The 25,658-nt window shown below is 71.2% G+C and carries 34 protein-coding genes; 22 read left to right on the forward strand and 12 right to left on the reverse strand.

Annotated features, from left to right (window positions below; translation table 11 throughout):
- Positions 1-31 precede the first annotated feature (31 nt).
- Both AB0M83_RS24045 and AB0M83_RS24050 read left to right on the forward strand, forming a co-directional pair.
- Positions 32-277, forward strand: coding sequence for a hypothetical protein (locus AB0M83_RS24045; protein WP_364520525.1), 246 nt, complete (start codon positions 32-34; stop codon positions 275-277).
- Between the two features lie 84 nt (positions 278-361).
- Positions 362-2,377, forward strand: coding sequence for a protein meaA (locus AB0M83_RS24050; protein ID WP_364520527.1), 2,016 nt, complete (start codon positions 362-364; stop codon positions 2,375-2,377).
- On the opposite strand, the gene AB0M83_RS24055 is transcribed toward AB0M83_RS24050, so the two are convergent.
- Complete coding sequence (locus tag AB0M83_RS24055) at positions 2,370-2,909, reverse strand: cysteine hydrolase family protein (protein WP_364520529.1); 540 nt, start codon at positions 2,907-2,909, stop codon at positions 2,370-2,372. The two genes, AB0M83_RS24050 and AB0M83_RS24055, sit on opposite strands and share 8 nt — an antisense overlap.
- A 71-nt stretch (positions 2,910-2,980) precedes the next feature.
- Here AB0M83_RS24055 and AB0M83_RS24060 point away from each other — a divergent pair, with 71 nt between their 5' ends.
- The 4 genes from AB0M83_RS24060 (at position 2,981) to AB0M83_RS24075 (ending at position 5,739) form a co-directional block, all read left to right on the forward strand.
- Positions 2,981-3,943, forward strand: coding sequence for a helix-turn-helix domain-containing protein (locus AB0M83_RS24060; protein ID WP_364520531.1), 963 nt, complete (start codon positions 2,981-2,983; stop codon positions 3,941-3,943).
- Positions 3,940-4,713, forward strand: a complete 774-nt coding sequence (locus AB0M83_RS24065) for an enoyl-CoA hydratase-related protein (protein ID WP_364520533.1) — start codon at positions 3,940-3,942, stop codon at positions 4,711-4,713. Before AB0M83_RS24060 ends, AB0M83_RS24065 begins: the two co-directional genes overlap by 4 nt.
- 64 nt (positions 4,714-4,777) lie before the next feature.
- Positions 4,778-5,278, forward strand: a complete 501-nt coding sequence (locus AB0M83_RS24070) for a helix-turn-helix domain-containing protein (protein WP_364520535.1) — start codon at positions 4,778-4,780, stop codon at positions 5,276-5,278.
- Positions 5,275-5,739: a DUF2867 domain-containing protein gene (locus AB0M83_RS24075; protein WP_364520537.1), complete on the forward strand. Its 465-nt coding sequence runs from the start codon at positions 5,275-5,277 to the stop codon at positions 5,737-5,739. Before AB0M83_RS24070 ends, AB0M83_RS24075 begins: the two co-directional genes overlap by 4 nt.
- Here the strand turns inward: AB0M83_RS24075 and AB0M83_RS24080 are convergent.
- On the reverse strand, positions 5,711-6,256 hold the full coding sequence (locus AB0M83_RS24080; protein WP_364520539.1) for an NUDIX hydrolase: 546 nt from the start codon (positions 6,254-6,256) through the stop codon (positions 5,711-5,713). The two genes, AB0M83_RS24075 and AB0M83_RS24080, sit on opposite strands and share 29 nt — an antisense overlap.
- Before the next feature lie 37 nt (positions 6,257-6,293).
- On the opposite strand from AB0M83_RS24080, the gene nucS reads away from it, so the two are divergent.
- Positions 6,294-6,953 (forward strand): endonuclease NucS, encoded by a 660-nt coding sequence (gene nucS / locus AB0M83_RS24085; protein ID WP_364520541.1) that lies wholly within the window; start codon positions 6,294-6,296, stop codon positions 6,951-6,953.
- A 1-nt stretch (position 6,954) separates the two neighbouring features.
- Entirely contained in the window at positions 6,955-7,161 is a 207-nt protein-coding gene (locus AB0M83_RS24090) for a DUF1653 domain-containing protein (protein WP_364520543.1), read from the forward strand.
- A 3-nt stretch (positions 7,162-7,164) separates the two neighbouring features.
- On the opposite strand, the gene AB0M83_RS24095 is transcribed toward AB0M83_RS24090, so the two are convergent.
- Entirely contained in the window at positions 7,165-7,755 is a 591-nt protein-coding gene (locus AB0M83_RS24095) for a hypothetical protein (RefSeq protein ID WP_364520545.1), read from the reverse strand.
- A 427-nt stretch (positions 7,756-8,182) separates the two neighbouring features.
- Between AB0M83_RS24095 and AB0M83_RS24100 the strand changes: the two genes are divergently transcribed.
- The 8 genes from AB0M83_RS24100 (at position 8,183) to AB0M83_RS24135 (ending at position 16,450) form a co-directional block, all read left to right on the forward strand.
- Complete coding sequence (locus AB0M83_RS24100; protein WP_364520547.1) at positions 8,183-8,959, forward strand: hypothetical protein; 777 nt, start codon at positions 8,183-8,185, stop codon at positions 8,957-8,959.
- Between the two features lie 187 nt (positions 8,960-9,146).
- A complete protein-coding gene (locus AB0M83_RS24105; protein ID WP_364520549.1) occupies positions 9,147-10,844 on the forward strand; it encodes a sodium:solute symporter family protein in 1,698 nt (565 codons plus the stop codon).
- A 10-nt stretch (positions 10,845-10,854) separates the two neighbouring features.
- The gene (locus AB0M83_RS24110) at positions 10,855-11,139 is read left to right on the forward strand and encodes a hypothetical protein (protein WP_364520551.1); all 285 of its coding nucleotides are present in this window, start codon (positions 10,855-10,857) and stop codon (positions 11,137-11,139) included.
- Between the two features lie 47 nt (positions 11,140-11,186).
- Entirely contained in the window at positions 11,187-12,191 is a 1,005-nt protein-coding gene (locus AB0M83_RS24115) for a DUF3558 domain-containing protein (RefSeq protein ID WP_364520553.1), read from the forward strand.
- Positions 12,192-12,258: 67 nt separating this feature from the next.
- Positions 12,259-13,260, forward strand: coding sequence for a dihydroxyacetone kinase subunit DhaK (gene dhaK / locus AB0M83_RS24120; protein WP_364520555.1), 1,002 nt, complete (start codon positions 12,259-12,261; stop codon positions 13,258-13,260).
- Positions 13,260-13,889, forward strand: a complete 630-nt coding sequence (gene dhaL / locus AB0M83_RS24125) for a dihydroxyacetone kinase subunit DhaL (RefSeq protein ID WP_364520557.1) — start codon at positions 13,260-13,262, stop codon at positions 13,887-13,889. The genes dhaK and dhaL overlap by 1 nt, the downstream gene beginning before the upstream one ends.
- Entirely contained in the window at positions 13,886-14,560 is a 675-nt protein-coding gene (dhaM, locus tag AB0M83_RS24130) for a dihydroxyacetone kinase phosphoryl donor subunit DhaM (RefSeq protein ID WP_364520559.1), read from the forward strand. The genes dhaL and dhaM overlap by 4 nt, the downstream gene beginning before the upstream one ends.
- Positions 14,561-14,680: 120 nt before the next feature.
- On the forward strand, positions 14,681-16,450 hold the full coding sequence (locus AB0M83_RS24135; RefSeq protein WP_364520562.1) for a 3-hydroxybutyryl-CoA dehydrogenase: 1,770 nt from the start codon (positions 14,681-14,683) through the stop codon (positions 16,448-16,450).
- Here the strand turns inward: AB0M83_RS24135 and AB0M83_RS24140 are convergent, their stop codons facing one another.
- From AB0M83_RS24140 to AB0M83_RS24160, 5 genes are all read right to left on the reverse strand, one after another.
- A complete protein-coding gene (locus AB0M83_RS24140) occupies positions 16,451-16,966 on the reverse strand; it encodes a hypothetical protein (protein WP_364520564.1) in 516 nt (171 codons plus the stop codon).
- A gap of 104 nt (positions 16,967-17,070) precedes the next feature.
- Complete coding sequence (locus tag AB0M83_RS24145) at positions 17,071-17,235, reverse strand: TrmO family methyltransferase (protein WP_364520566.1); 165 nt, start codon at positions 17,233-17,235, stop codon at positions 17,071-17,073.
- The gene (locus AB0M83_RS24150) at positions 17,181-17,480 is read right to left on the reverse strand and encodes a hypothetical protein (protein WP_364520646.1); all 300 of its coding nucleotides are present in this window, start codon (positions 17,478-17,480) and stop codon (positions 17,181-17,183) included. The genes AB0M83_RS24145 and AB0M83_RS24150 overlap by 55 nt, the downstream gene beginning before the upstream one ends.
- Positions 17,477-17,905 (reverse strand): nucleoside deaminase, encoded by a 429-nt coding sequence (locus AB0M83_RS24155; protein ID WP_364520568.1) that lies wholly within the window; start codon positions 17,903-17,905, stop codon positions 17,477-17,479. The genes AB0M83_RS24150 and AB0M83_RS24155 overlap by 4 nt, the downstream gene beginning before the upstream one ends.
- Positions 17,902-18,741 (reverse strand): LLM class flavin-dependent oxidoreductase, encoded by an 840-nt coding sequence (locus tag AB0M83_RS24160; protein WP_364520570.1) that lies wholly within the window; start codon positions 18,739-18,741, stop codon positions 17,902-17,904. Before AB0M83_RS24160 ends, AB0M83_RS24155 begins: the two co-directional genes overlap by 4 nt.
- A gap of 93 nt (positions 18,742-18,834) precedes the next feature.
- Between AB0M83_RS24160 and AB0M83_RS24165 the strand changes: the two genes are divergently transcribed.
- Positions 18,835-19,299 (forward strand): Lrp/AsnC family transcriptional regulator, encoded by a 465-nt coding sequence (locus AB0M83_RS24165; protein WP_364520572.1) that lies wholly within the window; start codon positions 18,835-18,837, stop codon positions 19,297-19,299.
- Positions 19,283-19,807: an adenylate kinase gene (locus AB0M83_RS24170; RefSeq protein ID WP_364520574.1), complete on the forward strand. Its 525-nt coding sequence runs from the start codon at positions 19,283-19,285 to the stop codon at positions 19,805-19,807. The genes AB0M83_RS24165 and AB0M83_RS24170 overlap by 17 nt, the downstream gene beginning before the upstream one ends.
- Positions 19,808-19,809: 2 nt before the next feature.
- Here AB0M83_RS24170 and AB0M83_RS24175 read toward each other — a convergent pair whose 3' ends face one another.
- A complete protein-coding gene (locus tag AB0M83_RS24175) occupies positions 19,810-20,286 on the reverse strand; it encodes an Lrp/AsnC family transcriptional regulator (protein ID WP_364520576.1) in 477 nt (158 codons plus the stop codon).
- Between the two features lie 58 nt (positions 20,287-20,344).
- Here AB0M83_RS24175 and AB0M83_RS24180 point away from each other — a divergent pair, with 58 nt between their 5' ends.
- Complete coding sequence (locus AB0M83_RS24180) at positions 20,345-21,463, forward strand: PLP-dependent transferase (protein ID WP_364520578.1); 1,119 nt, start codon at positions 20,345-20,347, stop codon at positions 21,461-21,463.
- Here AB0M83_RS24180 and AB0M83_RS24185 read toward each other — a convergent pair.
- Positions 21,460-21,672 (reverse strand): zinc ribbon domain-containing protein, encoded by a 213-nt coding sequence (locus tag AB0M83_RS24185; RefSeq protein WP_364520580.1) that lies wholly within the window; start codon positions 21,670-21,672, stop codon positions 21,460-21,462. The two genes, AB0M83_RS24180 and AB0M83_RS24185, sit on opposite strands and share 4 nt — an antisense overlap.
- Positions 21,673-21,717: 45 nt before the next feature.
- Between AB0M83_RS24185 and AB0M83_RS24190 the strand changes: the two genes are divergently transcribed.
- Together AB0M83_RS24190 and AB0M83_RS24195 are read left to right on the forward strand one after the other, a co-directional pair.
- A complete protein-coding gene (locus AB0M83_RS24190; RefSeq protein ID WP_364520582.1) occupies positions 21,718-22,842 on the forward strand; it encodes a nucleotide pyrophosphatase/phosphodiesterase family protein in 1,125 nt (374 codons plus the stop codon).
- Positions 22,843-23,111: 269 nt separating this feature from the next.
- A complete protein-coding gene (locus AB0M83_RS24195; RefSeq protein ID WP_364520584.1) occupies positions 23,112-23,417 on the forward strand; it encodes a hypothetical protein in 306 nt (101 codons plus the stop codon).
- A 36-nt stretch (positions 23,418-23,453) separates the two neighbouring features.
- Here the strand turns inward: AB0M83_RS24195 and AB0M83_RS24200 are convergent, their stop codons facing one another.
- Positions 23,454-23,993 (reverse strand): GNAT family N-acetyltransferase, encoded by a 540-nt coding sequence (locus tag AB0M83_RS24200; protein WP_364520586.1) that lies wholly within the window; start codon positions 23,991-23,993, stop codon positions 23,454-23,456.
- On the opposite strand from AB0M83_RS24200, the gene AB0M83_RS24205 reads away from it, so the two are divergent.
- Complete coding sequence (locus AB0M83_RS24205) at positions 23,992-24,753, forward strand: alpha/beta hydrolase (RefSeq protein WP_364520588.1); 762 nt, start codon at positions 23,992-23,994, stop codon at positions 24,751-24,753. The genes AB0M83_RS24200 and AB0M83_RS24205 overlap by 2 nt on opposite strands.
- On the opposite strand, the gene AB0M83_RS24210 is transcribed toward AB0M83_RS24205, so the two are convergent.
- Positions 24,741-25,562 carry a phosphotransferase gene (locus tag AB0M83_RS24210; RefSeq protein ID WP_364520590.1) on the reverse strand — a complete coding sequence of 274 codons (822 nt, stop codon included), beginning with the start codon at positions 25,560-25,562 and terminating at the stop codon, positions 24,741-24,743. The two genes, AB0M83_RS24205 and AB0M83_RS24210, sit on opposite strands and share 13 nt — an antisense overlap.
- Positions 25,563-25,658: the final 96 nt, after the last annotated feature.

The raw sequence follows: 25,658 nt of genomic DNA on the forward strand, positions 1-25,658 counted from the left end.
TCCGCACGTCGAGGAGTAGCTCAGGCTGGGCATGGCCCTGGCCTGGGCCGCGCTGACGTCCCTGATCTTCACCGCGTCGCTCATCCGGAACAACCCGATGGCCTACTTCGTCCTGCCGATGATGGTGTTCGGCCTCCTCCCGCCCGCCGTGCTGATCTTCTTCCGGCAGCGGATGGTGCGCTCGACCTCCTACTTCCTCACGACACTGCGGTTCCGCGGGATCGGGGACGCCGGGCAGGTCAGGGACCTGGTCGTGCGAGCACAGGACCCGCGCTGAACCACCCGGACGTGTCCGATTGCACTGCCACCTTAAGTTACCGGTCGGTACACTCGACGAAACGTCCACCGCCGGAGGTGTCCTGTGCCGTACCCAACGGACCGCGAGCGAGACCGACCGTGGGTGATGCGGACCTACGCGGGGCACTCCTCCGCGGCCGCGTCGAACGAGCTCTACCGGCGCAACCTCGCCAAGGGGCAGACCGGCCTTTCGGTGGCGTTCGACCTGCCGACGCAGACCGGCTACGACCCGGACCACCAGCTTTCCCGCGGTGAGGTCGGCAAGGTCGGCGTGCCCGTGTCGCACATCGGCGACATGCGGAGGCTCTTCGACGGCATCCCGCTCGCCGAGGCCAACACGTCGATGACGATCAACGCGCCCGCCATGTGGCTGCTCGCGCTGTACGTCTCCGTGGCGCGCGAGCAGGCCGAGGCCGAGGGCCGGGACGTCGACGAAGTCCTCGCGAAGCTCACCGGCACCACGCAGAACGACATCATCAAGGAGTACCTGTCCCGCGGGACCTACATCTTCCCGCCGGGGCCGAGCCTGCGGCTGATCACCGACATGATCGCGTGGACCGTGCACCACGTGCCGAAGTGGAACCCGATCAACATCTGCAGCTACCACCTGCAGGAAGCCGGCGCGACGCCGACGCAGGAGGTCGCCTACGCGCTGTGCACCGCCATCGCCGTGCTCGACGCCGTCCGCGACTCCGGGCAGGTCGACGCGGCCGACATGGCCAAGGTCGTCGCGCGGATCTCGTTCTTCGTCAACGCCGGCGTCCGGTTCGTCGAGGAGATGTCCAAGATGCGCGCGTTCACCGCGCTCTGGGACGAGCTCACGCGGGATCGTTACGGCGTAACGGATCCGAAGGCGCGCCGGCTTCGCTACGGCGTCCAGGTCAACTCGCTCGGGCTCACCGAAGCCCAGCCGGAGAACAACGTCCAGCGGATCGTGCTGGAGATGCTCGCGGTGTCGCTTTCGCGCGGCGCCCGCGCCCGCGCCATCCAGCTGCCCGCCTGGAACGAGGCGCTCGGCCTGCCCCGGCCGTGGGACCAGCAATGGGCCCTGCGGATGCAGCAGGTGCTCGCGTTCGAGACGGACCTGCTGGAGTACGAGGACATCTTCGACGGCTCGCACGTCATCCAGGCCAAAGTGGACGAGATCATGGCCGGCGCGCGCGAGGAGATCGCGCGTGTGCAGGACCTCGGCGGCGCGGTCGCCGCGGTCGAGAGCGGCTACATGAAGTCGCAGCTGGTCGGGTCGCTCGCCGAGTACCGCCGCGGGATGGAAAACGGCGAGCGCGTCCTGGTCGGCGTCAACAAGTTCGAGACGACCGAGCCGTCGCCGCTGCAGGCCGAGGGCGCCAAGGCGATCGAGACGATCGATCCCGCCGTCGAAAAGGCCGCCGTCACCGCGATCGAGGAATGGCGCACCCAGCGCGACAACGCGGCCGTCGAGCGGTCCCTGGCTGTGCTGAAGGAACGCGCGCAGACCGCGGAAAACCTCTTCGAGGCCACTGTGGACTGTGCCCGCGCGGGCGTGACCACCGGCGAGTGGTCCGGGGCGCTGCGCGAGGTGTTCGGCGAATACCGGGCGCCCACCGGGGTTTCCGCGACCGCGGGCGGCGGGGGCGACCCGGAGATCGAGCGCGTCCGCTCCCGGGTGCGGGAAACCGAAGCGGAACTCGGCGAGCGGCTGCGGATCCTGGTCGGCAAGCCGGGCCTCGACGGGCACTCCAACGGCGCCGAGCAGGTCGCCGTCCGGGCCCGCGACGTCGGCTTCGAGGTCGTCTACCAGGGCATCCGGCTGACGCCCGAGCAGATCGTCGCGGCCGCCGTGCAGGAGGGCGTGCACGTCGTCGGGCTGTCGGTGCTCTCCGGTTCGCACCTGGAGGTCGTCCCGACTGTGGTCGACGGCCTGCGCGCCGCGGGCGCCGGTGACGTGCCGGTGATCGTCGGCGGCATCATCCCGCCGGACGACGCCGCGCTGCTGACCGAGCGCGGCATCGCCCGCGTGTTCACGCCGAAGGACTACGAGCTGACCGGGATCATGGACGGGATCGTCTCGCTCATCCGTGAGCGCCACGGCCTCAGCTGAGGCCGGCCAGGATCTCCTTGGTGGACTTCACGGTGGCGAACTGGTTCGCCAGGTTCGCCGCCGTGACGCGGTACAGCTCGTCGGCGGTCACGCCCGGGAGGTCGAACGTGAATGTCGCGTCGAGCGCGAAAGTCACGTCGTAGCCGAGGTTTCCGCCCATCCGCGCGGTGGTCTCGCAGCAGAAGTTCGTCTGGATCCCGGCCAGGACGAAGCTCGTGATGCCGCGCTTGCGCAGCCACGCGTCGAGGTCGATGTCGCCGATGAAGGCCGAGTTGACCTTCTTGCCGAACACCAGGTCCGGGCGCGCGCCGTCGAGCTCGGGCTTGAAGTCGTTGCCGGGCTGGCCGGGCCGCAGCGACGACTCCGGCCCCGTCGAATCGTGGTGCACCAGCACGACCGGCAGCCGCCGCTCCTGCCACGCGTCGAGCAGTGCCTTCATGTTCGCTTCCGCGCCGGGGTTGTTGCGCGGTCCCCAGACGGGCTCGTCGAACCCGCGCTGGACGTCGATCAGGATGAGTGCCGTTTCGGTCATGACGTCGAGTCTCGCGGGCTCCCGCCGCGCGGGGGAGTGGCAGAAGACGCGCGATGCGGTACTTTCCTGCCATGCGCACGATCGGCGTTCTGCTGCTGCCGGGCACCCGGATGTTCGACCTCGCGGTGATCGGCGAGGTCTGGGGCCAGGACCGGACCGACAGCGGGATCGGCCCGTTCACGCTGCGGTTGTGCAGTCCGGGCCGTGTCCGCACCGCCGTCTCGCCGTTCGGGGACGTCGCGGCGACGCACGGGCTGGCCGGCCTCGACGGCTGCGACCTCGTTTTGGCGCCGGGCCGCGACGATCCGCTCGCGCCGGTTTCGCCGGCCGCCGTCGCGGCGCTGCGCCGGGCGCACCGGGCGGGGACGACCGTCGCCGCGCTGTGCTCGGGCGCGTTCACGCTGGCCGCCGCCGGCCTGCTCGACGGCCGCCCGGCGACCACGCACTGGCGCGACTTCGACGCCCTGACCCTCGCCGCACCGCGGGCCGACCTCCAGCGCGACGTCCTCTACACCGATGACGGCGGTGTCCTGACGTCCGCGGGCGTCGTGGGCGGCCTCGACCTGTGTCTCCACCTGGTCCGCCGCGACCACGGCGCGGAGGTCGCCGCGTCGCTGGCCCGCCGCCTGGTGATGCCCCCGGTGCGCGAGGGCGGACAGCGCCAGTACGTCGACACCCCGTTGCCGGCCAACGCTTCCCGACCGGGATTGTCGTCCACAATGGACTGGGCGTTGGCGCGGCTCGGGTCCGGCATCGGGGTCGAGGACCTCGTCGGGCACGCGCGGATGAGCGAGCGGACGTTCCACCGCGAGTTCGCCGCGGCCACCGGCGTGACGCCGGGACGCTGGCTGCGGGTGCAGCGCGTCCGGCTCGCGCAGCGGCTGCTGGAGACAACGTCGCTGCCGGTCGAGCGGGTCGCCGAGCGGTCCGGGCTGGGTACCGCGGCGAATCTGCGAAGGCGGATGCACGCCGAAGTCGGTGTCGGCCCGGACAGCTATCGGCGCACCTTCCGGCGGGCTACCGTCGGGGCATGACCGAGTACGAACACATCCTGGTCAAGCGCGACGCCGACACTGTCACGATCACCATGAATCGCGCGGCGCGGCGCAATTCGCTGTCCGCGGAGCACCTGGCCGAACTGCTGGCCGCGTTCCACGAGGCGGGGACGTCCGACGCGACCGGCATCGTGCTGGCCGGCGCGGGCCCGGTGTTCTCCGCCGGGCACGACTTCGGCGACGTCGCCGCGCGCGACCTGATGGGCGTGCGCGAGCTGCTGACGCTGTGCACGGATCTGATGAAGACGATGCAGTCCGTGCCGCAGATCGTCATCGCGCGGGTGCACGGCCTGGCGACGGCGGCGGGGTGCCAGCTCGTGGCGTCGTGCGACCTCGCCATCGCGGCCGAATCGGCGGGCTTCGCGCTGCCGGGCGGCAAGGGCGGCTGGTTCTGCCACACGCCGGCGGTCCCGGTGGCGCGCTCGATCGGCCGCAAGCGCCTGATGGAGCTGGCGCTGACCGGCGACGTCATCGACGCGCCCACCGCGCTGGACTGGGGACTGGTCAACCGCGTAGTCCCCGACGATGAGCTGGACGACGCCGTCGCCGAGCTGCTGGCGCGGGCGACCCGCGGCAGCCGGGCCAGCAAGACGATGGGCAAGGTCACGCTCTACGCCCAGCTCGACCGGCCCGAGGCCGACGCCTACGCGATCGCGCTGGAGGTCATGGCCTCGGCGTCCCAGCTGCCCGGTGCGCGCGAAGGCATGGCGGCGTTCCTCGAGAAGCGCAAGCCCTCCTGGCCCGACTGAGCGGCCGAGGCTCCGGCCGCGTTTCGTCGTGGCCGTCGGCCGTACCATACGGTATGGTATGGACATGGCGAGCAAGCGGGACTGGCTGGACGCGGGGTTGGTGCTGGTGGCGGAGCAGGGCGCGCCGTCGGTGACCATCGAGCGACTGTCCGAGCGGCTCGGCCTGTCGAAGGGCTCCTTCTACCACCACTTCAAGGGCATGACCGGCTACCGGACCGCCCTGCTGGAGCACTTCGAGACCGAACGCACGATCCGATTCGTGGAGCAGGCCGAAGCGGCCGAGGGTGACCGCCTGAGCACGTTGCTGAAGCTCGTCCTCGCGCCCGGACCCGGCCTCGGGCTCGAGATCGCCATCCGGGCGTGGGCCCTGCAGGACGCCGAAGCGCGGGCGGTCCAGGAGCGCGTCGACCGGACCCGCGTGGCCTACCTGACCGAGGTCAGCGGCGACGCCGGCCTGGCGCGGGCGCTGTACCTGATCGTCGTCGGCGCCGGGCAGGTCGTGCCGCCGCTGTCCGGCCGGGAGCTCAAGAGTGCGTTGGAACTCGTTCTGGGGAGAAGGAAATGACCGAACCGTTCGCCGATGGCGCCGACTACGTCGAGTTCAAGGAGGTCGAGAGCGAGAACAGCCTGCGGGAGTTCGTCGCGGGGGTGTTCAGCTGGTCGCCCGTCTGGGTGAAGGCGCTGTTCGGCGCCCGGTACGTCCTCGCCAAGGCGCTGCGGCTGGACACCGCCTCGGTGCCGCGTAGTGGTCGGCTGCGGCCCGAGGACGTCGGGTTCGCGCCCGGCGACCGGGTCGCGTTCTTCACCGTCCGGGCCGGCGACCCGGAGCGCTACCTGGTCGCGGGCGTGGACGACAGTCACCTGAGTGGCTACCTGACGGTCGAATCGGTGGCCCGTGGCTTCCGGCTCGGCACGATCGTGCACTTCCACAACCGCGTCGGCCCGGCTTACTTCGCGCTCATCAAGCCGTTCCACCACCTGGTGATCCGCGGGATGCTCAAGGCCGGTGCCGCTCGGCCAGCATGAGCTGACCCCACGCGGCGATCGACTGCGCGTCGGTGATCTCCCCGGCCAGGATCATCTTCTCGAGGTCCGCGCGCGAGAACCACGCGCTGCGCATGTCCTGCTCCTCGACCTCGCGTTCGGGCTCGCCCTCGGTGATGTCGGTGGCGAGGAACACCCAGCCGCGCTGGCTGCTCATGCCGGCGGCGACGTCGAGCTTGCCGAGCGGCACCATCGAGCCGGCGCGCAGGCCCGTCTCTTCGCGCAGTTCGCGCGCGGCGAGCTCCGCGGGCGGCACGTCGGCGAGGCCGGGCGCGGTGCCCTGCGGGAACTCCCAGCGTCGCTCGCCCAGCGGGTAGCGGAACTGCTCGACCAGCCGGAACCGGTCGCCGTCCTGGGCGATGACGAGGGCGTAGTCCGGCTTGTCGATCACGCCGTAGATGCCCGCCGAGCCGTCCGGGCGGCGGATGTCGTCTTCGCGCACGGTCATCCAGTTGTTCCGGTACACCTCGCGGGACGCGACACGCTGAATGGGGTCCACGCGCCCAGTATCACCGACCCTGTCCTACCCTCCTCGGGTGCGTCTCGTGATCGCGCGGTGCCAGGTCGACTACGCCGGCCGGCTCACCGCCCACCTGCCGATGGCCACCCGCCTGTTGCTCGTGAAGTCCGACGGGTCGGTGTCCGTCCACTCCGACGACCGCGCGTACAAGCCGTTGAACTGGATGAGCCCACCCTGCTGGCTGATCGAGGACGGCAAGCTCTGGATCGTCGAGAACAAGCAGGGCGAGAAGCTGGTGATCACGATCGACGAGATCTACCACAACCACGCCCGCGACCTGGGTCCCGAGCCGGGCCTGCAGAAGGACGGCGTCGAGGCGCACCTGCAGGAGCTGCTGGCCGAGCACATCAAGACCCTCGGCGACGGCTACACGCTGGTCCGCCGCGAGTTCCCGACGGCGATCGGCCCGGTCGACATCATGGCCCGCGACGCCGACGGCAAGTCGGTGGCGGTGGAGATCAAGCGCCGCGGCGAGATCGACGGGGTGGAGCAGCTGACGAGGTACCTGGAGCTGCTGAACCGCGACCCGCTGCTGGCCCCGGTCCAGGGCGTGTTCGCGGCGCAGATCATCAAGCCCCAGGCCCGGACGCTGGCGGAGGACCGCGGGATCAGGTGCTTGACGTTGGACTACGACGAGCTGCGCGGCATCGAGTCCGACGAGTTCCGGCTGTTCTGACGTGGAGCCGGGCCGGTACGTCCACTACAAGGGCGGCGAGTACGAGGTGCTCGGGGTGGCGTCCCACAGCGAGACCGAGGAGCGGCTGGTGGTGTACCGGGCGCTGTACGGCGCGCGCGGGTTGTGGGTGCGGCCGGAGGCGATGTTCGGCGAGACGGTGGAGACGGCGGACGGCCCGGTGCCCCGCTTCCGGCACGTCCCGGACTGAGGCTCACCGCACGTCGAAGGGGATCGCGTAAGTGCCGGGCGTCGACAGGTCGCCGAGGATGAGCAGGCCGTGGTCGGCCAGGCCGTCGGCGTCGAAGGTGCACGAGTAGGTCTTGCCGCGGGCGAAACTCGCGATGTGGTTGTCGCCCTTGATCATCATGCCGCCGTGCCCGGACAGCTGCTCCCCGGTGTCCGGGTCGAGCGTGGACCACGACCCGGAGCCGCACCACCAAAGCCGCATGGCGTCCGCGTTGGTCCCGTCGTCGCTGCCCGTCCGCACGGTCGCGGAGACGCGCAGCGCGAACTCCCCGGTGAACTTGCTGCGCGACTTCTTGATCTCGGTGACCGTGCCCGTCGCGGTGGCGGGACCGGACGGCGAGCCCTGCGCCTCGGGGTAGATCCCCATCTCCTGCCCGACCTGCTTGGTGATCCGGCCCGGTGTGGCGGGCGCCGTGACACCGGCAGCGGACGGCTCGCTGGGCTGCTGGGTGACCGTGACGGTTCGGGTCGTGGTGGTCGCGGGCGGCACTGTCCCACCGGAGCAGCCGGTCAGCAGGCCGGTTGCGGCCATCGTCGCGATGATCGATCGTTTCATGGGTAACCTCCGTGATCTTCAGATGAAGATCGCGCGAAGCGTGCCCGTTGTTTCAGACGCGCGCCATGTCGAGACCATCGTCCGGCCGGCCTGAAACACCGATACCGAACCGATGCCGAATTGCGGTATCTGATTCACGCATGATTCCTCCGCCAGGAAATCATTAACCCGATACGCGTCAGAACAGTGACCAGATCCTTTCTGACCTGCCTTTATGCGCTGTTCGGGTGAGTTCGGGATCCTCTTGCGGGCAGTTGTGCGACACTCGATTTCGAGGGGTTCCGCCGGTGCGTCCGGTGTGGCCGGAGGGTGGTGCGCTCGGCCGTCTTTCTTTGTCGTGCCTACGTTTTCAGTCCGCCTTCGAGCTCGTGTGCGCGTGCCTGTCCGGCCGGTGTGCGCGCTTTTCGCCTGCACGGAGGAGGAAGTCATGCGTTATCGCCCACTCGGTTCCGATCCGGCCGACCCGCGGCTGGGCCGGTTCATTCCGGACGACTGGCGGCACGTCGAAAGGTATCCGCTCGCCGCGCTGTCCGACGACGACCGGCCCACGCGGGCGCCCGTCGTGATCGGGGTCAACTGGTACTCCGCTTTCGACACCCCGGAACAGGACGAGGCCTCCGGCGAGTTCTTCATCGCCAAGGCCGGCGTCAAGAAGCTGGGCCGGATCCGCGGCGGCCACTGCGTCTGCCTCGAGCCGGGCGGCACCCCGGACACCGATGCCTGGTACGCGTTCTACGACCAGGGCAAGGAAGGCGCCTGCGTCGGCTTCGGCTGGTCGCGCTGCATGTCGATCTTCAACGGCAGCGAGTACGCCGCCCGCTGGCTCTGGGACTCGGCCAAGAAGCGCGACGAGTGGCCCGAAACCAACCCCGGCGACGACAACGGCACGTCGGTCCGCGCCGCGGCCGAAGTGCTCAAGGAAGCCGGGCACGTCCTGTGGGATGACTCCTACGCCACCGACGACTGGGCGGCGCGCGAGAAGTACGCGCCCGAGGCCAAGCAGGGCATCAAGGCGTTCCGCTGGGCCAAGTCGGTCGACGACGTGCACTCGGTGCTCGCCAACCCGCGGGCCGACGAACTCGGCGCCGTGCCGCTGCTCAACTCGTGGGGCCCGGGCTACCCGCACCGCACCTACCTGCCCGACGAAGTGCTCGCCAAGCTGATCGAAGAAGACGGCGAGATCGCGGTCCCGACCGACCGGTGATCCACAACCGCTCCCGCGGTGCGTGACAGAGGGCGCGTTTCCCCAGGTCAAGGCCGGGGGAACGCGCCCTCTGGCCACTTTGGACGCGTCAACGTGCCGACCCTGAATCCATGCAGTACTGTCCGGATCCGACAGAGCAGTGGTGATTCCTGTGGGTTGTTGTCCAGTTTGAAAAGAGGTGGGTCGGGTGCTCGTCCTAGCCGATGCGAACCTGCGACTCGACGCGAGCGCGATCGACTACATCGAGTTGGCGTTCTACTTCGTGCTCGTGCTCGGCATCGGGTACCTGGCACGGCGTCAAGTGTCGAGCAGTCTCGACTTCTTCCTGTCGGGCCGCTCACTGCCCGCCTGGGTCACCGGCCTGGCGTTCATCTCGGCGAACCTCGGCGCGGTCGAGGTCATGGGCATGTCGGCCAACGGCGCCCAGTACGGCTTGCCGACCGTCCACTACTTCTGGATCGGCGCGATCCCGGCGATGCTGTTCCTCGGCATCGTGATGATGCCGTTCTACTACGGCTCCAAGGTCCGCAGCGTTCCCGAGTTCATGCGACGGCGCTTCGGCAAGCCGGCGCACCTCGTCAACGGCATCAGCTTCGCCGCCGCCCAGATCCTGATCGCGGGCGCGAACCTGTTCCTGCTGGCCAGCGTGGTGAACCTGCTGCTCGGCTGGCCGCTGTGGGTGTCGATCATTGTCGCCGCCGCGATCGTGCTCTCCTACACCGCGCTCGGCGGCCTGTCGGCCGCGATCTACAACGAGGTCCTGCAGTTCTTCGTGATCGTCATCGCGCTGGTGCCGCTGACGATCATCGGCCTGGTCAAGGTCGGCGGCTGGCAGGGCCTGGTCGACAAGGTCACCACCAGCCCGGGCGGCACCGCGCAGCTGCACTCGTGGCCCGGTGACAACCTGACCGGCTTCGGCAACAACATCCTGTCGATCCTCGGCATCGTGTTCGGTCTGGGCTTCGTGCTGTCGTTCGGCTACTGGACGACGAACTTCGTCGAGGTCCAGCGCGCGATGGCGTCGAAGAGCATGTCCGCCGCGCGGCGCACGCCGATCATCGGCGCGTTCCCGAAGATGTTCGTCCCGTTCATCGTGATCATCCCGGGCATGATCGCCGCGGTCACCGTGTCCGAGTACGTCAAGGACAAGCAGGTCCTGCTGGACGGCGGCACCGCGGAAAGCGGCGTCACGTTCAACAACGCGCTCCTGCTGCTGATGCGCGACCTGCTCCCGAACGGCATGCTCGGCATCGCGATCGCCGGCTTGCTGGCCTCGTTCATGGCCGGCATGGCCGCGAACCTCAGCTCGTTCAACACGGTCTTCACGTACGACATCTGGCAGACCTACATCAAGAAGGACAAGCCGGACGGCTACTACCTGCGCCTCGGGCGCGTGGTGACGTCGGTCGGCACGATCCTCGCCATCGGCACCGCGTTCATCGCGTCGAACTCCGGCAACATCCTGAACTACCTGCAGGACCTGTTCTCGTTCTTCAACGCGCCGCTGTTCGCGACCTTCATCCTGGGCATGTTCTGGAAGCGGATGACCCCGCACGCCGGCTGGAGCGGCCTGGTGCTCGGCACCGCGTCCGCGATCACGGTCTGGGGCCTGTCGCAGGCCGGGGTGATCGGGCTCGAGGGCCAGGGCACCAGCTTCGTCGCCGCCGGCACGGCGTTCGTCGTCGACATCGTGGTGAGCGTCGTGGTGTCGCTGGCGACCAAGCCGAAGCCGGACGAAGAGCTGGTGGGGCTGGTCTACTCGCTGACCCCGAAGGAAACCCGCAAGCACGACGACACCGGCGAGAACGCGGGCTGGTACCGCAAGCCGGGCCTGCTCGCGGGCATCGTGCTCATCCTGACCATCGCCCTCAACGCCATCTTCTAGGAGGTCCGTCATGGCTACCGAGTCCGGCGCGCGACCGCGGAAGGCGGGCGCCTTCGACATCCGGCTGATCATCGCCCTGCTGATCGGCGTCTACGGCGTCATCCTGACGATCATGGGCCTCGGCTTCACCTCCGAAGAGGACATCGCGAAGGCCGCCGGGGTGAACATCAACCTGTGGGCCGGCATCGGCATGCTGGTGGTCGCCGCGTTGTTCATCATCTGGGCCAAGGTCCGGCCGCTGATCGTGCCGGCCGAGCCCGAGAGCGAAGACACACCCGCCGCCAAGGCCGAATAGCCGGGTTGCCCGGACAGGGACGCGAGGTTCCGGCTACCGTGCATCGCGTGCTCCCCGACGTTCGGCGCCCCCGTCTCCCGAAGCTGTTCCTGCTGGTCACCGCCCTCGCGCTGCCGCTGACCGCGTGCGGGCAGGACCTCGGCAAGTCCAACTTCGTGCGGACGACGGTGCCCGCGGCGGCCGGCACCGGCCCGGTCTCCGACGGGCCGATCACCGATGCCGCCGTGGCCGCGAACGTGCTGCGCACGGTCAAGCCGTGCCAGTTCCTGACCAAAGAGGCCCTCGGCGCGCTCGGCCTCGGCACGGTCGAGGAGGACCCGTCGCCGTCGTCGATCGCCTTCGACCGGTGCACCAACAGGGTGAAGGACCCCGGCGGCAAGGAGATCCGGCTCGGGTTCGAGATCGGCAACACCCTGCTGCCGCACGCGGACAAGACCACCGGGCAGACCGGTGGGCTGCCACTGCGCGTGAACAAGACCGACGAGACGAGCTGCACGGTCGCGACGATGACGGCGCTGAACCCGGACATGGCGCTGACGGTGTCGGTCACCTACCCCGGCGACCCGTGCCGTCCCGGCCGGACGCTCATGGACGCCATCGTGCAGAAGCTGCACAGCTCGCCGGAGAAGTACTCGACGTCGGCGGGCACCCTGCTGACCGCCGACCCGTGCGCCATGGCCGACACCGCGGCGGTCGCCCCCACCGTGCCGTCGGCGAAGTCCGCGCCGTCGGGCCTGCACTCCTGCCAGTGGCAGAGCAACGGCGCCAACCCGACCGTGACCGTCAAGTTCCTGCCGGGACTGCCGCCGATCGCCGGGGACGGTTACTCCACCGTGGACCTCGGCAACGGCGTCACGGCGTTCCAGAAGCAGGGCGGCACGAGCGCGTCGCGGTGCACGGTGGAGTGGCAGCACCGGCCGTGGCAGGGCGACGACTTCGAACTGGCCCAGGTGGACTACGAGAACTACAACGCCAAGCCGGACGCCGACGACCCGTGCGGCAAGGCGGTCACCGTCGCGAAGAACGTGGTCACGAAGCTCCCCAAACCCTGACCTGGCGGCGCGCCGCGCGGAGAGGTAGGAAGGGGACACCCCACCCGCCGATGTGCCGGAGGTTGCCGTGAAGAAGATCATCAACGATCCGGCGAACGTGGTCGTGGAGTCGCTGCGGGGCCTCGCCGCCGCGCACGCGGACATCCTGCGCGTCCAGGAGGATCCGGACGTGGTGGTCCGCGCCGACGCGCCGGTCGCCGGGAAGGTCGCCGTCATCTCCGGCGGCGGGTCCGGGCACGAGCCGCTGCACGGCGGGTTCGTCGGCCGGGGCATGCTCGCGGCCGCCGTGCCGGGCGCGGTGTTCACGTCGCCGACGCCGGACGCCGTGCAGGCCGCCGTCACCGCGACCACCGGCGAGGCGGGCGCCCTGCTCATCGTCAAGAACTACACCGGCGACGTGCTGAACTTCGAGACGGCCGCCGAGCTGGCCGCCGCCGAGGGCCTCGAGGTGCGCAGCGTCGTGATCGACGACGACGTCGCGGTCAAGGACTCGACCTACACCGCGGGCCGCCGCGGGGTCGGCGGCACGGTGCTGCTGGAGAAGATCACCGGCGCGGCCGCCGAGCGCGGCGACTCGCTCGACGCCGTGACCGCGCTGGCGCAGAAGGTGATCGGCCAGGTGCGGTCGATCGGCGTCGCGCTGACCGCGCCGACCGTGCCGCACGCCGGCACGCCCAGCTTCGACCTCGGCGACGGCGAGATCGAGTTCGGCATCGGCATCCACGGCGAGCCCGGCCGCGAACGGATCCCGCTCGAACCGGCCGACGCGCTGGTCGCGCGGATGGTTGATGCCGTTCGGGAGGACCTGCCGTTCTCCTCCGGTGACCGCGTGCTGCTGTTCACCAACTCGATGGGGGCGACCCCGCTCGTCGAGCTCTACCTGGCGCACGGCATCGCCGAGCGGCTGCTGACCGAGCGTGGGATCGTGGTCGAACGCCGGCTGGTCGGCCCGTACATCACCAGCCTCGAGATGCAGGGGATGAGTCTGACGTTGCTCAAACTGGACGACGAGCTGACCGAGCTCTGGGACGCCCCGGTGAACACCGCGGCGCTGCGGTGGGGGGTCTGATGACCTGCAAGGCCCACGGGGTCGCGGCGGCCGTGCGCGCCGCGGCGGCGGTGGTCGCCGAGCACCGCGCCGAGCTGATCGACCTCGACCGCGCGATCGGCGACGGCGACCACGGCGAGAACCTGAACCGCGGGTTCGCCGCCGTCGTGGCGGCCCTCGACGCGGGCGCGCCGGAGACACCGGGTGCGGTCCTGAAGCTCGTCGCGACGACGCTGATCTCCAAGGTCGGCGGCGCGGCGGGTCCGTTGTACGGCACGGCTTTCCTGCGTGCTTCGGCCAAGCTCGGCACCGCCGGGGACCTCGACGTCCCGGGGCTGCTGGACGCGCTGCGCGCCGGGCTCGAAGGCGTCCAGGCCCGCGGGAAGGCGGTGGGCGGCGACGCGACCATGGTCGACGCCCTGATCCCGGCGGTCTCGGCCGCGGAGAAGGCGGCCGAGGACGGCGGGGACGTCGCCGCGGTGCTGACCGCGGCGGCCGACGCGGCCGACCGCGGCGCGGAGTCCACAGTGGACTTGGTGCCGCGCAAGGGCCGCGCGTCCTACCTGGGCGAGCGCGCGGTCGGGCACCTGGACCCGGGTGCGCGGTCGTCGGCGCTGCTGCTGCGCGCGTTCGCGGAGGCCGCCCGGTGAGCGTCGGCATCGTGCTCGTTTCGCACAGCGCGAAGCTCGCGGAAGGCCTGGCGGAGCTGGCCGCCCAGATGGCGCCGGACGTCACCATCATGGCCGCTGGAGGTCTGTCCGACGGCTCGATCGGCACCGACTACGACGAGGTCGTCGCGGCCACCCAGCGCGCCGACTCCGGCGATGGGATCGTGCTGCTCTACGACCTCGGCAGCGCCCAGATGACCGCCGAACTGGCCATCGAATCGCTGGCCGACCCCTCGGCCGCCGTCGTCGCGGACGGCCCGCTGGTAGAAGGCGCGATCGCCGCGGCGGTCGCGGCTCAGTCGGGCAAGGACCGCCAGGCGGTGGCGGAGGCCGCCGCGGCCGCCGGGATGCCCGAAGACCTTTCGCCGGCCGAACCCGCCGCCGGCGGTGCGGACGAGGTCGAGCTGGTCCTGCGGAACGAGGTCGGGCTGCACGCCCGCCCGGCCGCGGTGCTGGTGCGCGCGCTGAGCGCGTTCGACGCCGAAGTCACCGTCCGGCTCGGTGACCAGGAGGCCGACGGCCACAGCGTGCTGGCCCTGATGTCGCTCGGTGCCCGCCAGGGTGACCGGATCCGCGTGCGGGCCCGCGGCCCGCAGGCGCCCGCCGCGCTGGACAAGGCGAAAGAGCTGGTGGACGGCAACTTCGGCGAGTGAACCCGGTTGGCCGACCGGGTGACTTGCCCGGTACTGACTCGATTCCGTCTGGGCTTCCGGCGGTTCCGTGTGGCAGAGTCAGGGGCCAATTACCGGCGAGTAACATCTCTGGAGGCCTCGATGGCGCGGGACATCTCGACAGTCGGAGTGGTCGGCCTCGGAACGATGGGGGCCGGTATCGCCGAAGTGCTCGCGCGCAGCGGACTCGACGTCGTCACGGTCGAGCTCGACCAGGCGGGGGTCGAGCGGGGCCGCGGTCACCTGCGGCACTCCACCGAACGGGCGCTCTCCGGCGGAAAGCTCGACGAGGCCGGCCGTGAGGCACTGCTGGAACGGATCCGGTACAGCACTTCGCTGTCGGATCTGTCCGAAGTGGACATCGTGATCGAGGCGATCCCGGAAAGCCTCGCGCTGAAGGCCGACGTCTTCACCGAGCTGGACAAGGTCACCCGGCCGGACGTCGTGTTCGTGTCCAACACCTCGTCGCTGTCGATCACCGAGATCGGGGTGCACACGGCGCGCCCCGGCAAGGTCGTCGGCATGCACTTCTTCAACCCGGCGCCGGTGCAGAAGCTGGTCGAGATCGTGAAGACCGTGGTCACCGAGCCGGAGGTGGTCACCGAGGTGGTCGCGTTCGCCGAGCGGCTCGGCAAGGTGCCGGTGGTGATCGGCGACCGGGCCGGCTTCATCGCGAACGCGCTGCTGTTCGGCTACCTCAACCACGCGGTGCGGATGTACGAGCAGCGTTACGCCACCCGCGAGGACCTCGACGCCGCGATGCGCTTCGGCTGCGGCTACCCGATGGGCCCGCTCGCGCTGCTCGACCTGATCGGGCTGGACACCGCGTACGAAATCCTCGACACGATGTACCACCAGTCCCGCAACCGGCTGCACGCGCCGGCGCCGCTGCTCAAGCAGATGATCACGGCGGGCCAGCTGGGACGCAAGACAGGCCGCGGCTTCTACGCCTACGACGCACCGGATTCGCCCAACGTGGTCTCGGACGCAGTGGTGTCGTCCACTGTGGACAGTGTTGAGCCTCGGCCGGTGGCCCGCGTCGGCGTGATCGGCACCGGGACGATGGCGACCGGCATCGCGGAGGTGTTCGCGAAACGCGGTCTCGACGTCGTGCTGCGCGCTCGGAGCCTGGAGAAGGCGCACGCGTCCGTGGCGAAGGTGAAGAAGTCGCTCGACAAGGCCGTGGTCAAGGGGAAGCTGTCCGAAGAGGACGCGGCTCTCGCCTTGTCCCGGATCACCTCGGTCACCGACTTCGAAGCACTGGCCGACGTCGACCTGGTCGTCGAGGCGGTGGCCGAAGAGCTTTCGGTGAAGCAGGCGGTGTTCGCGGCGCTGGACGAGGTCGTCCGCCCGGGAGCGGTCCTGGCGACGACGACGTCTTCCCTGCCGGTGATCGAGTGCGCGGCGGCGACCTCCCGGCCGTCCGACGTGCTCGGTCTCCACTTCTTCAACCCGGCCCCGGTGATGAAGCTGGTGGAGGTGGTCTCGACGATCGCGACCGCCCCGGACGTGGTGGCGACGGCGAGCGCGGTCTGCGCCGCGGTGGGCAAGCACGCGGTCCACTGTGGAGACCGCGCGGGCTTCATCGTCAACGCGCTGCTGTTCCCGTACCTGAACGACGCCGTGAAGATGCTGGAGGCCCACTACGCGGGGGCGGACGACATCGACACGGCCATGAAGGTGGGCTGCGGCCTGCCGATGGGCCCGTTCGAGCTGCTGGACGTGGTCGGGCTGGACGTTTCGCTGGCCATCCAGCGGACCCTGTACAACGAGTTCCGCGAGGAGGGGTTCGCGCCGGCGCCGCTGCTGGAGCACCTCGTGACGGCCGGCCGGCTGGGTCGGAAGACCGGGAAGGGCTTCAAGGACTACTGATCAGCTTCCCAGGCTGAGGGCGACGTTCCCGTTGCGCGCGTCGTCGGGCTGCACCATGATCCGGCCCCGGTGGGACACTTCGACGAGGTAGAACTTCTCGCCCGCCGGAACGCTCGGCGCGGACAGCGTGAACACGCAGCTGCCGCCGCCGTTCGGCCGCCCTGTCCCGAGCGCGCCTTGGGAGAGCACGGTTCCGGCGGCGTTGTAGACGGTGACCGTCGTCCCGGTGGTGATGTCCGAATAGCCGCCGGAGCCGCCGCAGGTGCTGTAGCCGTATCCACCGCTGTTCAGGGTGAACGTGCCGCGGAGGTCGAACGCCTCGCCGGCCGTGCCGGGCGGGCCGATGGGCGTGCCGGAATCGGCCAGGTCCAGACCGACCCACAAGGCGCCCACCAGGGCCGCGCCGGCCGCGGCCGCGAGCACCAGGTGCCAGGGATTCGTCTTCGCCCGCACCGGCGGCGGATCCTGCGGCGGCGTCCACGGGCCGGGCGGCGCGGGTTCGTACGCACTGGTCATCGCGAGTCCTCCGTCGCACGTCCGGGCTTTGGTCCGTTCGTACGCAGGAGATCGGCCGGACGGAGGCCGTCGTTACCTCGGTGCTCGGATCGTGATCGGCCGGCTCAGCGGGCGGCCACCTCGCCGAGGACCGGCTTCACGTCCAGGACCGGCGTGCCGTCGATCGCTTCCAGGCCCGTCACCGTCAGCGTCCCGTCCTCGACCGCCGTCACCGTCACCGTGTGGAGGCCGATCGGGTTCGGGCGATCCGGGGACCGTGTCGAGAACACCCCTTCGCGGGGCGGTCCGGGTCGCCGCGCGGGTGGACCGCCTGGACCTCGCGGTCGGCTTCGTGCAGCCACGTCAGCAGCACCAGGCGGTCGCCCGGGCGGAGGTCGGCCGCCGCCGGGCGGAACTCCGGTGCGAACACCACCCGGGCCGGGGGCGCGCCCTCGTCGCCCTGCTTCGGGGCCGTCCCGCGGTCCTGGAGAGGCGACTCGACGCGCGCCACCGGGCGCACCTCGTAGCTCGTCACTTGTAGTAGCCCTCGACCGGAACGCGGGCTTCGTCGAACAGCGCCGGGCCGTCCAGCTGGTGCTTGCCCCAGGTGACCGGCGGGCGCAGCGTCAGGAACTGTTCCGTCGACAGCGCGTAGACGACGCGGCCGAGCCCGGACCGCTCGATCGCGCCCGTGCACATGCCGCACGGCTGGGTGCTGGTGAACATCGTGGTCGCCGCCGCGACCTCGGGGGCCAGGTTCTGCGCCGCCCAGCGGGCGAGCTTCAGCTCCGGGTGCGCCGTGATGTCGTTGTCCGTCAACGATGTGTTGCGATCCTCGGCGAGGACGTTGCCGTCCGCGTCGGCCAGCAGGGAGCCGAACGGCGGGTTGCCGTGTTCCTCGCGCGCCTCGCGAGCGAGCTCGATCGCGCGCCGCAACAGGGCTTCTTCGGTGTCCTTCACCGGTTCTCCTTCCAAGACGCGGCGACTGCCGCGAGGTCCCGCCACGCGATCTCCGGGTGGAGGGTTTCGGCGGGGTCCGCATCGAACGGGTCGAGCACGACGGTGTCCGCGCCGAGCGCCCGCAGCTGGGCCAGGTCGTCGAGGACCTGCTCGAGGGTGCCTTCCCCGGCGCGCCGGTCCGGGCCGGTCACCGGTGCGCCGGTCACCCGCAAGACGATCCGCGGTGCGAACGCCGGCACCGGCCGGTCGCCGGTCAGGGTCTTCAGGCGCTCCAGGCCTTCCCGGAACCCGGACATCGTCATCCGCAGCGGGTGCCACGCGTCGCCGAGCTCGATCGCGCGGCGCAGCCCCGCGTCGCTGTGCCCGCCCAGCCACAGCGGGATCGGGCCGGCGCGGTAGTCGTCGTGGTCGGCCCAGGCCGCGCGGATCGCCCGCAGGTACTCGCTGGTGAGCTTCCCGCGCTGCTCGAACGGCACGCCGAGCGCGGCGAACTCCTGCTTCGCCCAGCCGATACCGGCCCCGAGCACGAGCCGGCCGCCGCTGAGCGCGTCGAGGTTCGCCGCCATCCGGGCCACCAGCAGGGGATGCCGGTACGGCACGACCAGCACGGTGGTGCCGAGCCGCACCCGCTCGGTGACGCCCGCGAGCCACGACAGCGTCGTGAACGGCTCGTAGAACGGCGCCGGGTACTGGCCCGCGACGTCCGGGGTGATCGCGACGTGGTCGGACACCATCAGCAGGTCGTAGCCGAGGCCTTCCACGGTCCGCGCCCAGGCGCGCAGCACGCCGGGGTCGGTGCCGGGCCCGAAGTTGGGGACGTTCACGCCGATCTTCACCGGGAAAGGCTATCGACGCTCCAGCCGTGATCGGAAGGGAGCGATCACGGCGTTCGGCGGCTTCGGCCGTGGATCTCACGGTAGATTCGGCTCATGACCGAGAGCCTCGACGCGACGGACTGGGCCATCCTGGTCGAGCTCCAGCAGGACGCCCGGCTGCCGCTCACCGAGCTCGGCCGCCGCGTGAACCTCAGCGCGTCGGCCGCGACCGAGCGGCTCCGGCGGCTCGAGGCGGCCGGCGTGATCACCGGCTACCGGGCCGACGTCGACCTCGGCAAGGTCGGCTACCCGGTGCTCGCCGTCGTCCGGCTCAAGTACCCCGGCAGCCGGCACGAGGCACTGCACAAGCTGCTCGGCGAGCGCCTCGAGATCCTCGAATGCCTGCGCACCACCGGCGACGACTGCTACACGCTCAAGATCGCCGCGGCCTCGATGGCCCACCTCGAGCACACGATGGACGAGCTGGCCCAGTTCGGCAGCACGACCACGAACGTCGTCTACAGCCAGACGCTGCCCTACCGCGGCCCGCGGGAGCCCGCCCGTGACCTCGGCGCCTGAGCGCATCGTCGTCTACGGCGTGACCGGCTCGGGCAAGTCGACGCTCGCGGCCCGGATCGCCGAGCGCACCGGCCTGCCGTACGTCTCGGCCGACGACCTCTCCTGGCAGCCGGGCTGGGTCCCGGTGCCCGACGAGGAGCAGCGCCGACGGATCGCCGAGGTGTGCGCGGGCGAGCGCTGGGTCCTCGACGCCGCCTACGGCAAGTGGCGGGGGATCGTGCTGGAGCGCGCGCAGCTGGTCGTCGGCCTCGACTACCCGCGCTGGCTCTCCCTCGGCCGCCTGGTGCGGCGGACGCTGGTGCGGTCGGTGACCCGCGTCCGGATCTGCAACGGCAACGTCGAGTCGTTCCGCCAGGTGTTCTCCGCCGACTCGATCATCCGCTGGCACTTCGTCTCGTTCGCGAACAAGCGGGCGCGCATCCGGGCATGGGCCGCCGAATCGCCCGGGCCGGAGATCGTCCGGCTGACCTCCCCGCGCCAGACCCGGCGCTGGCTGGAGACGCTCTGAAGTCAGGCCCCCGGTGGCAGCAGCGGCCCGCCGCTCCAGTGCTGGAACACGAGGTTCGTGTGCACGCGGGCGACCTCGTCCCGGGCGGTCAGCTCGTCGAGGACCAGGCGCTGCAGTTCGGCCGCGGAGCTGGTCGCGACGTGCGCGAGGAAGTCGTCCGGTCCGGTCAGGTGGTAGACCGCGCGCACCTCGGGCAGGGACAGCAGGTGCTCGACGAACGCGTCCACCAGCGGCCGCCGGTGCGGGCGGACCTGGACGAACAGGAACGCCTCCAGCGGGCGGCCCAGCTTCGCCGCGTCGACCGACGCGTGCTGCCCGGTGATCACGCCGGTGTCCCGCAGCCGGGCCACGCGGTCCAGGCACGTCGACGGCGCGATGCCGACCGCGGCCGCCAGGTCCTTGTTCGTGATCCGGGCATCGTTCTGGAGCAGGCGCAGAATCCGCAGGTCGACCGGACTCAGCTCGACGGAATCGGACATCGGCGAATGATATCCGAGACTGTTGCTTCGGATCCGGTGAAAGCTCGACTATGCTGGCATGACCTCTTCGCTGCGCACGCGTGCCGTCCACGCCGGCCGTGACGACCTCACGGACCTCGGCGTGCACGCCGTCCCGCTCGACCTGTCGACGACCTACCCCTCCCGCGACAGTGCCGCCGAAGCCGCCCGGATCGACGAGTTCGCCGCCGGCGGCGAACTCGACGGCCCGCCGATCTACGGCCGGGTGGGCAACCCGACCGTCGAACGGTTCGAGCGCGCGCTCGCCGAGCTCGAAGGCTTCGAGCACGGCGTCGCGTTCGCCAGTGGCATGGCCGCCGTCTCGGCCTGCCTGCTTTCCGCGGTGGCGCAAGGGAAACGGCACGTGGTCGCCGTGCGCCCGCTGTACGGCTGCAGTGACCACCTGCTCGAGTCCGGGCTACTCGGCACCGAGGTCACTTGGGCCGCGCCCGCCGCCGTCGCCGCCGCGCTGCGGCCCGACACCGGGCTCGTGTTCGTCGAGACGCCGGCGAACCCGACGCTCGCCGAGGCCGACATCGCCGAGCTGGCCCGTGCTTGCGGGGACGTGCCTCTCTTGGTGGACAACACCTTCGCGACCCCGGTGCTCCAGCGCCCCGGCCGCCACGGGGCGCGGATCGTGCTCCACAGCGCGACGAAGTTCCTCGGCGGCCACGGCGACGTGATGGGCGGGATCGTCGCGTGCGACGCCGCGGAAGCCGCCCGGCTGCGGCAGATCCGCTTCGCCACCGGCGGCGTGCTGCACCCGCTCGCCGGATACCTGTTGCTGCGCGGGCTTTCCACGCTGCCGCTGCGCGTCAACGCCGCGTCGGCCACCGCGGCGACGCTGGCTGCACGGCTCGGCGACCACCCGGCGGTGACGGCCGTCCACTACCCGCGGCTGGGCGGGCCGCTGGTGGCGTTCGAGGTCGACGGCGACCCGCACGCCCTGATCGGCGCGGTCCGGCTGATCACGCCCGCCGTCAGCCTCGGCAGCGTCGACACGCTGATCCAGCACCCGGGTTCGATCAGCCACCGGATCGTCGACGCCGGTGACCGGCACGACGCGGGCGTGTCGGACCAGCTGATCCGGCTGTCGGCCGGGCTCGAGGACGTCGAGGACCTCTGGGCCGACTTGGAGCAGGCGCTGAAGGTGCTTTAGCCGCAGCAGCCGCCGCCACAGCAGCCACCGCCGCCACCCGCCGGGACCGCGGGTCCGCTCGCGGCTCCGGTGAGGGCGACCGTGGTGAGCAGCTTGACGGTGTCGGCGTGGCCCTCCGGGCAGGACGCCGGCGCGCTCGATTCGCTCATCGGGCGCAGGAGCTCGAAGGTCTCGGTGCACTCGCGGCAGCGGTAGGCGTAGGTCGGCATGCCGCGATTATCGCCGGAGGAGCACGGGGATGGGAAGCTGGGCGCGTGCAGCCGCCCATGCTCGCCGACGTTCCGCACCTCGGCCAGGTCGTCCCGTCCCTGCTCGCCGCGCTCGGGGTGCCCGGCTTCGGCAACACGCTGGCGCTGCCGGAGGCCCGCAGCGCCGGGGTCCTGCTGGTCGACGGGCTCGGCTGGGAGCTGCTGGCCGAGCACGCCTCGGACGCGCCGGTGCTGACCGAGCTCGCCCGGGAGTCGCTGCGCGTGGGCTTCCCGTCCACGACGGCCGCCGGGGTCGCGGCGATCGGCACCGGGCTCGCGTCCGGCGAGCACGGCATGGTCGGCTACACGTTCGAAATGCCGGGCACCGGTGTGCTCAACGCGTTGCGCTGGTGCAGCCACGAGGACGGCAGCGACCTGCGCGGCGCCCTCCCGCCGCGCGAGGTGCAGCCGCTGCCGACGACGTTCGAACGGGCGGCCGCGGCGGGCGTCGACGCCGCGGTGGTGTCGTCCGCCCAGTACCGCGACACGGCCTTGACCATGGCTACCCAGGCCGGGGCGCGCTACGCCGGGGTGCACGCGCTGGGCGACCTCGCCGCGCGGACGCTTTCGGTGCTCGGCGGGCGCGCGTTCTGCTACGCCTACCACAACGAACTCGACCTGCTCGGGCACGTGTACGGCCCCGGGTCCACCGCGTGGCGGATGCAGCTGCGGCAGGTCGACCGGCTCGTCGAGTCCCTTGTGGACGGTCTGCCCGCCGGTGCCCTGCTCGCGGTGGTGGCCGACCACGGGATGGTCGCCGTCGACGACAAGCTCGACCTCGAAGACGTCCCGGAGCTGCTTTCCGGGGTCCGGACCTTCGGGGGCGAGGTGCGCGCCCGGCACGTCTACACCGAGCCGGGCGCGGCCGCGGACGTCCTCGCGGCCTGGCGGGCGGTGCTGGGCGAGCGGGCCTGGGTGCGGTCGCGGGAGGAGGCCATCGCCGAGGGGTGGTTCGGGCACACGGTCAGCGACCGCGTGGTGCCGCGGATCGGCGACGTCGTCGCGGCGGCCCGGGGCCGGTTCGGGATGGTGCGGGGGCTCGCCGAAGCCGTGGAGACGTCGCTGATCGGACAGCACGGGTCGCTCACCACCGCCGAACAGCTGGTGCCGCTGGCGCTCGCCCAGGGCTGACGGTTTCCGTTCGGGGAACGTGCGCCGGTGGCGGACCGGCGTCCGCGTGGCCGAGGCCCCGACGGGCATCACGTGTGTCTGGAGGGGAATCTCGCGTGATTGAGGGGGCATCACGTGTGATTGGAGGGTCGGCTCGCGTACCTGGACGGACGGTTCGCGTGCCTGGGGTCGGCTCGCGTGCCTGGAGGGTCGGCTCGCGTGCCTGGAGGGTCGGTTCGCGGGTGGAGGGACCGGGCGAGGGGCGGGAGGGCGGCGGATACCGTTTGGGCGTGCCTCGACGCAACCGTCCCGGCCGCCGCGCGGACGGCGGGCCGCCCGAACGCGACCTCGGCGCCGCGACCGGCTGGGCCCGTGCCGAGTCCGGGACCGACGGCGACTGGCTCGTGCGGACCGTGCCCGGCTCGCAGGCCACCAAGGACTACCGCTGCCCCGGCTGCGACCACGAGATCCGGCCGGGCACGCCGCACCTCGTCGTCTGGCCCGCCGACGAGACCGGCTCGGTCGCCGACCGGCGGCACTGGCACCGGCCCTGCTGGGACGCCCGGGCGCGCCGGCGGCCGAACCGCCGCCGGTGAGGCGTTTCCTTCTGGAGTTGTCAAACACCGCCCGGCTCAGCGCCGGTAGTGCCGCGAGAACGCGCCGTCGTACATCTCCTCCGTGTACTCGGTGAAGCCGAGCCGCTCCGCCACCCGCAGCGACGGCTTGTTCGCGGTGCTGACGCTCGCCAGCACCGGCACCGACGGCAGTTCCCGGGCACACCACTCCAGGACCGCCAGCCCGGCCTCCACCGCGTACCCCTTGCCCCACGCCGACGGCCGGAACCGGTAGCCGAGGTTGAGCACCTTCTCGCCGTGGAACTCCCGCATGCGCACCCCGCACATGCCGATGACCTCGGTGCCGCCGCGTTCGGTCACCGCCGGGTAGCCGAAGCCGTGCTCGGCCCAGTGCACCAGCCACTCCGAGAACATCGCCGACGCGCGCGGGACGTCGGGCGGGTCGGGGTTGAAGCGGTTGGTGCGCGGGTCCGTGTGGATGTCGACCATCGCCTGCCGGTCCGCCTCGTGGAGCGGACGCAGCAGCAGCCGGTCGGTTTCGATGTCGGTGAACACATCGGCGAAGCTAGCGAGGAGGTCCGACAAAATATCCCGCATGACCGAACTGCCGCTGGTCCTCCTCCACGCCTTCCCCCTGGATTCCCGCATGTGGAACGCGGTGCGCGAGCCCCTCGCTTCACACCTTCGGGTGATCACCCCGGACCAGCGCGGGCTGGGCCGCTCGCCGCTGCCGGAGACCGACCGCGAACCGAGTCTCGAGGACGCCGCGCGCGACGTCGTCGCCCTGCTGGACCGCCTGGAACTGGAGCGCGTCGTGCTCGGCGGCTGCTCGATGGGCGGCTACCTCGCGATGGCCGTGCTGCGGCTGGCGCCGGAGCGGGTCGGCGGGCTGGTGCTCATCGACACGAAGGCCACGCCGGACACGCCCGACGCCGCGCAGAGCCGGCTGGACGTCGCCCAGCGCGTCGAGGACGAAGGCACCGGGGGCTGGCTCGCCGAGGCCAACCTGCCGAACCTGCTGGCCTCGTCGACGCGCGAGCAGCGCCCGGACGTCGTCGAGACCGTCCGGGAGATCATCGAATCCCAGCCGCCGGCCGGTATCTCGTGGACGGCGCTGGCGCTGCGGACCCGGCCGGATTCCCTCGAACTGCTGCGGGACTGCGGCGTTCCCGCGCTGGTCGTCGTCGGCGAAGAGGACCCGATCACCCCGGTTTCGGCGGCGAGCGCGATGGCCGAGGTCATGGCCGGCGCCACGCTCGTGGTGCTCCCGGAAGCCGGCCACCTGACCCCGCTGGAGGACCCGGCGGGCGTGGTCGAGGCGATCCTTTCCTGGTACCCGGCGACTCACGAGAAGTAGGCGGCGAGCGCCGAGCGGGCGCCGCGGAGCCGGTGCGGGAACCGGATCGAGATCACGTACTGCCACGCGACCGCGTAAAGCTCCCGCACTCGGATCCACGGCTCGAGCGCGGTCTCGTCGATCGAGCCCGGGTAGGCGGCCACGAACTCCGGGCCGCCCTGCCGGGCGAGGATCCCGAGGTCCCAGGCCAGCGGCCCGAGCCAGGTGTCCTCGAAGTCGAGCCAGCAGGGGCCCGCGGGAGTGGCGATCAGGTTGCCGGGGTGCGCGTCGCCGTGCAGCGGCTGCACGGCGACGTCCGGCAGCGTCGCGGCGAGGCGGGCCGCCTCCGCGCGCAGCCGGGGCGTTTCGCCGTCCAGATCGTGCCGGTCGAAGATCAGCTCCAGGTCGTCGAGCGGGCCGCGCCGGGGGAGCTCGCCGGGGAACTCCCGCAACGCGGCGTGCACCCCGGCGAGCGAACGCGCGACGACGTCCGGTGCGTACCGGTGGTCCGGATCGTGCGGGGTGTGGTGCCAGAGCGTGACCGGCAGGCCCTCGGCGAAATGCGGTCCGGCCGGGGGATCGGTGGCCGGTGAGACGACGAGCACACCACGTTCGGTGAGGAACCGGGACAGCGCCACGTCCCGTTCCTGCCATGCCGGACCGGGCCGGGAGAGGCGGGTGGTCCCCGGCACCCGCGCGACCAGCGGACCCAGCTTCACCAGCACGTTCGAGCGTTCGTGGAGCACCTCGGGCTCGTGCTCGCGCAGACCCAGCCGGGAGGTGACGGTCCGTGCCGCGCGGACCGCGGCGCGCGTGTATTCGTCGGCCACGGCCCGATCTTGCCAGCCGGTGCGCGCGACTGTCGGTAGCGAGGGCTACGATCCCCATGACCGCCGGAACCGGGCCTCGCCCGCGCCCGGCGGCCG

This window comes from Amycolatopsis sp. NPDC051106 (assembly GCF_040682775.1).
GTDB lineage: Bacteria > Actinomycetota > Actinomycetes > Mycobacteriales > Pseudonocardiaceae > Amycolatopsis.

Coding starts and splice junctions, on each gene's coding strand:
- AB0M83_RS24045 (WP_364520525.1), top strand. CDS start 32: ATGGCCCTGGCCTGGGCCGCGCTGACGTCCCTGATCTTCACCGCGTCG.
- AB0M83_RS24055 (WP_364520529.1), bottom strand. CDS start 2,909: ATGACCGAAACGGCACTCATCCTGATCGACGTCCAGCGCGGGTTCGAC.
- AB0M83_RS24060 (WP_364520531.1), top strand. CDS start 2,981: ATGCGCACGATCGGCGTTCTGCTGCTGCCGGGCACCCGGATGTTCGAC.
- AB0M83_RS24065 (WP_364520533.1), top strand. CDS start 3,940: ATGACCGAGTACGAACACATCCTGGTCAAGCGCGACGCCGACACTGTC.
- AB0M83_RS24070 (WP_364520535.1), top strand. CDS start 4,778: ATGGCGAGCAAGCGGGACTGGCTGGACGCGGGGTTGGTGCTGGTGGCG.
- AB0M83_RS24075 (WP_364520537.1), top strand. CDS start 5,275: ATGACCGAACCGTTCGCCGATGGCGCCGACTACGTCGAGTTCAAGGAG.
- AB0M83_RS24095 (WP_364520545.1), bottom strand. CDS start 7,755: ATGAAACGATCGATCATCGCGACGATGGCCGCAACCGGCCTGCTGACC.
- AB0M83_RS24100 (WP_364520547.1), top strand. CDS start 8,183: ATGCGTTATCGCCCACTCGGTTCCGATCCGGCCGACCCGCGGCTGGGC.
- AB0M83_RS24110 (WP_364520551.1), top strand. CDS start 10,855: ATGGCTACCGAGTCCGGCGCGCGACCGCGGAAGGCGGGCGCCTTCGAC.
- dhaL (WP_364520557.1), top strand. CDS start 13,260: ATGACCTGCAAGGCCCACGGGGTCGCGGCGGCCGTGCGCGCCGCGGCG.
- AB0M83_RS24135 (WP_364520562.1), top strand. CDS start 14,681: ATGGCGCGGGACATCTCGACAGTCGGAGTGGTCGGCCTCGGAACGATG.
- AB0M83_RS24140 (WP_364520564.1), bottom strand. CDS start 16,966: ATGACCAGTGCGTACGAACCCGCGCCGCCCGGCCCGTGGACGCCGCCG.
- AB0M83_RS24165 (WP_364520572.1), top strand. CDS start 18,835: ATGACCGAGAGCCTCGACGCGACGGACTGGGCCATCCTGGTCGAGCTC.
- AB0M83_RS24175 (WP_364520576.1), bottom strand. CDS start 20,286: ATGTCCGATTCCGTCGAGCTGAGTCCGGTCGACCTGCGGATTCTGCGC.
- AB0M83_RS24180 (WP_364520578.1), top strand. CDS start 20,345: ATGACCTCTTCGCTGCGCACGCGTGCCGTCCACGCCGGCCGTGACGAC.
- AB0M83_RS24185 (WP_364520580.1), bottom strand. CDS start 21,672: ATGCCGACCTACGCCTACCGCTGCCGCGAGTGCACCGAGACCTTCGAG.
- AB0M83_RS24205 (WP_364520588.1), top strand. CDS start 23,992: ATGACCGAACTGCCGCTGGTCCTCCTCCACGCCTTCCCCCTGGATTCC.
- AB0M83_RS24200 (WP_364520586.1), bottom strand. CDS start 23,993: ATGCGGGATATTTTGTCGGACCTCCTCGCTAGCTTCGCCGATGTGTTC.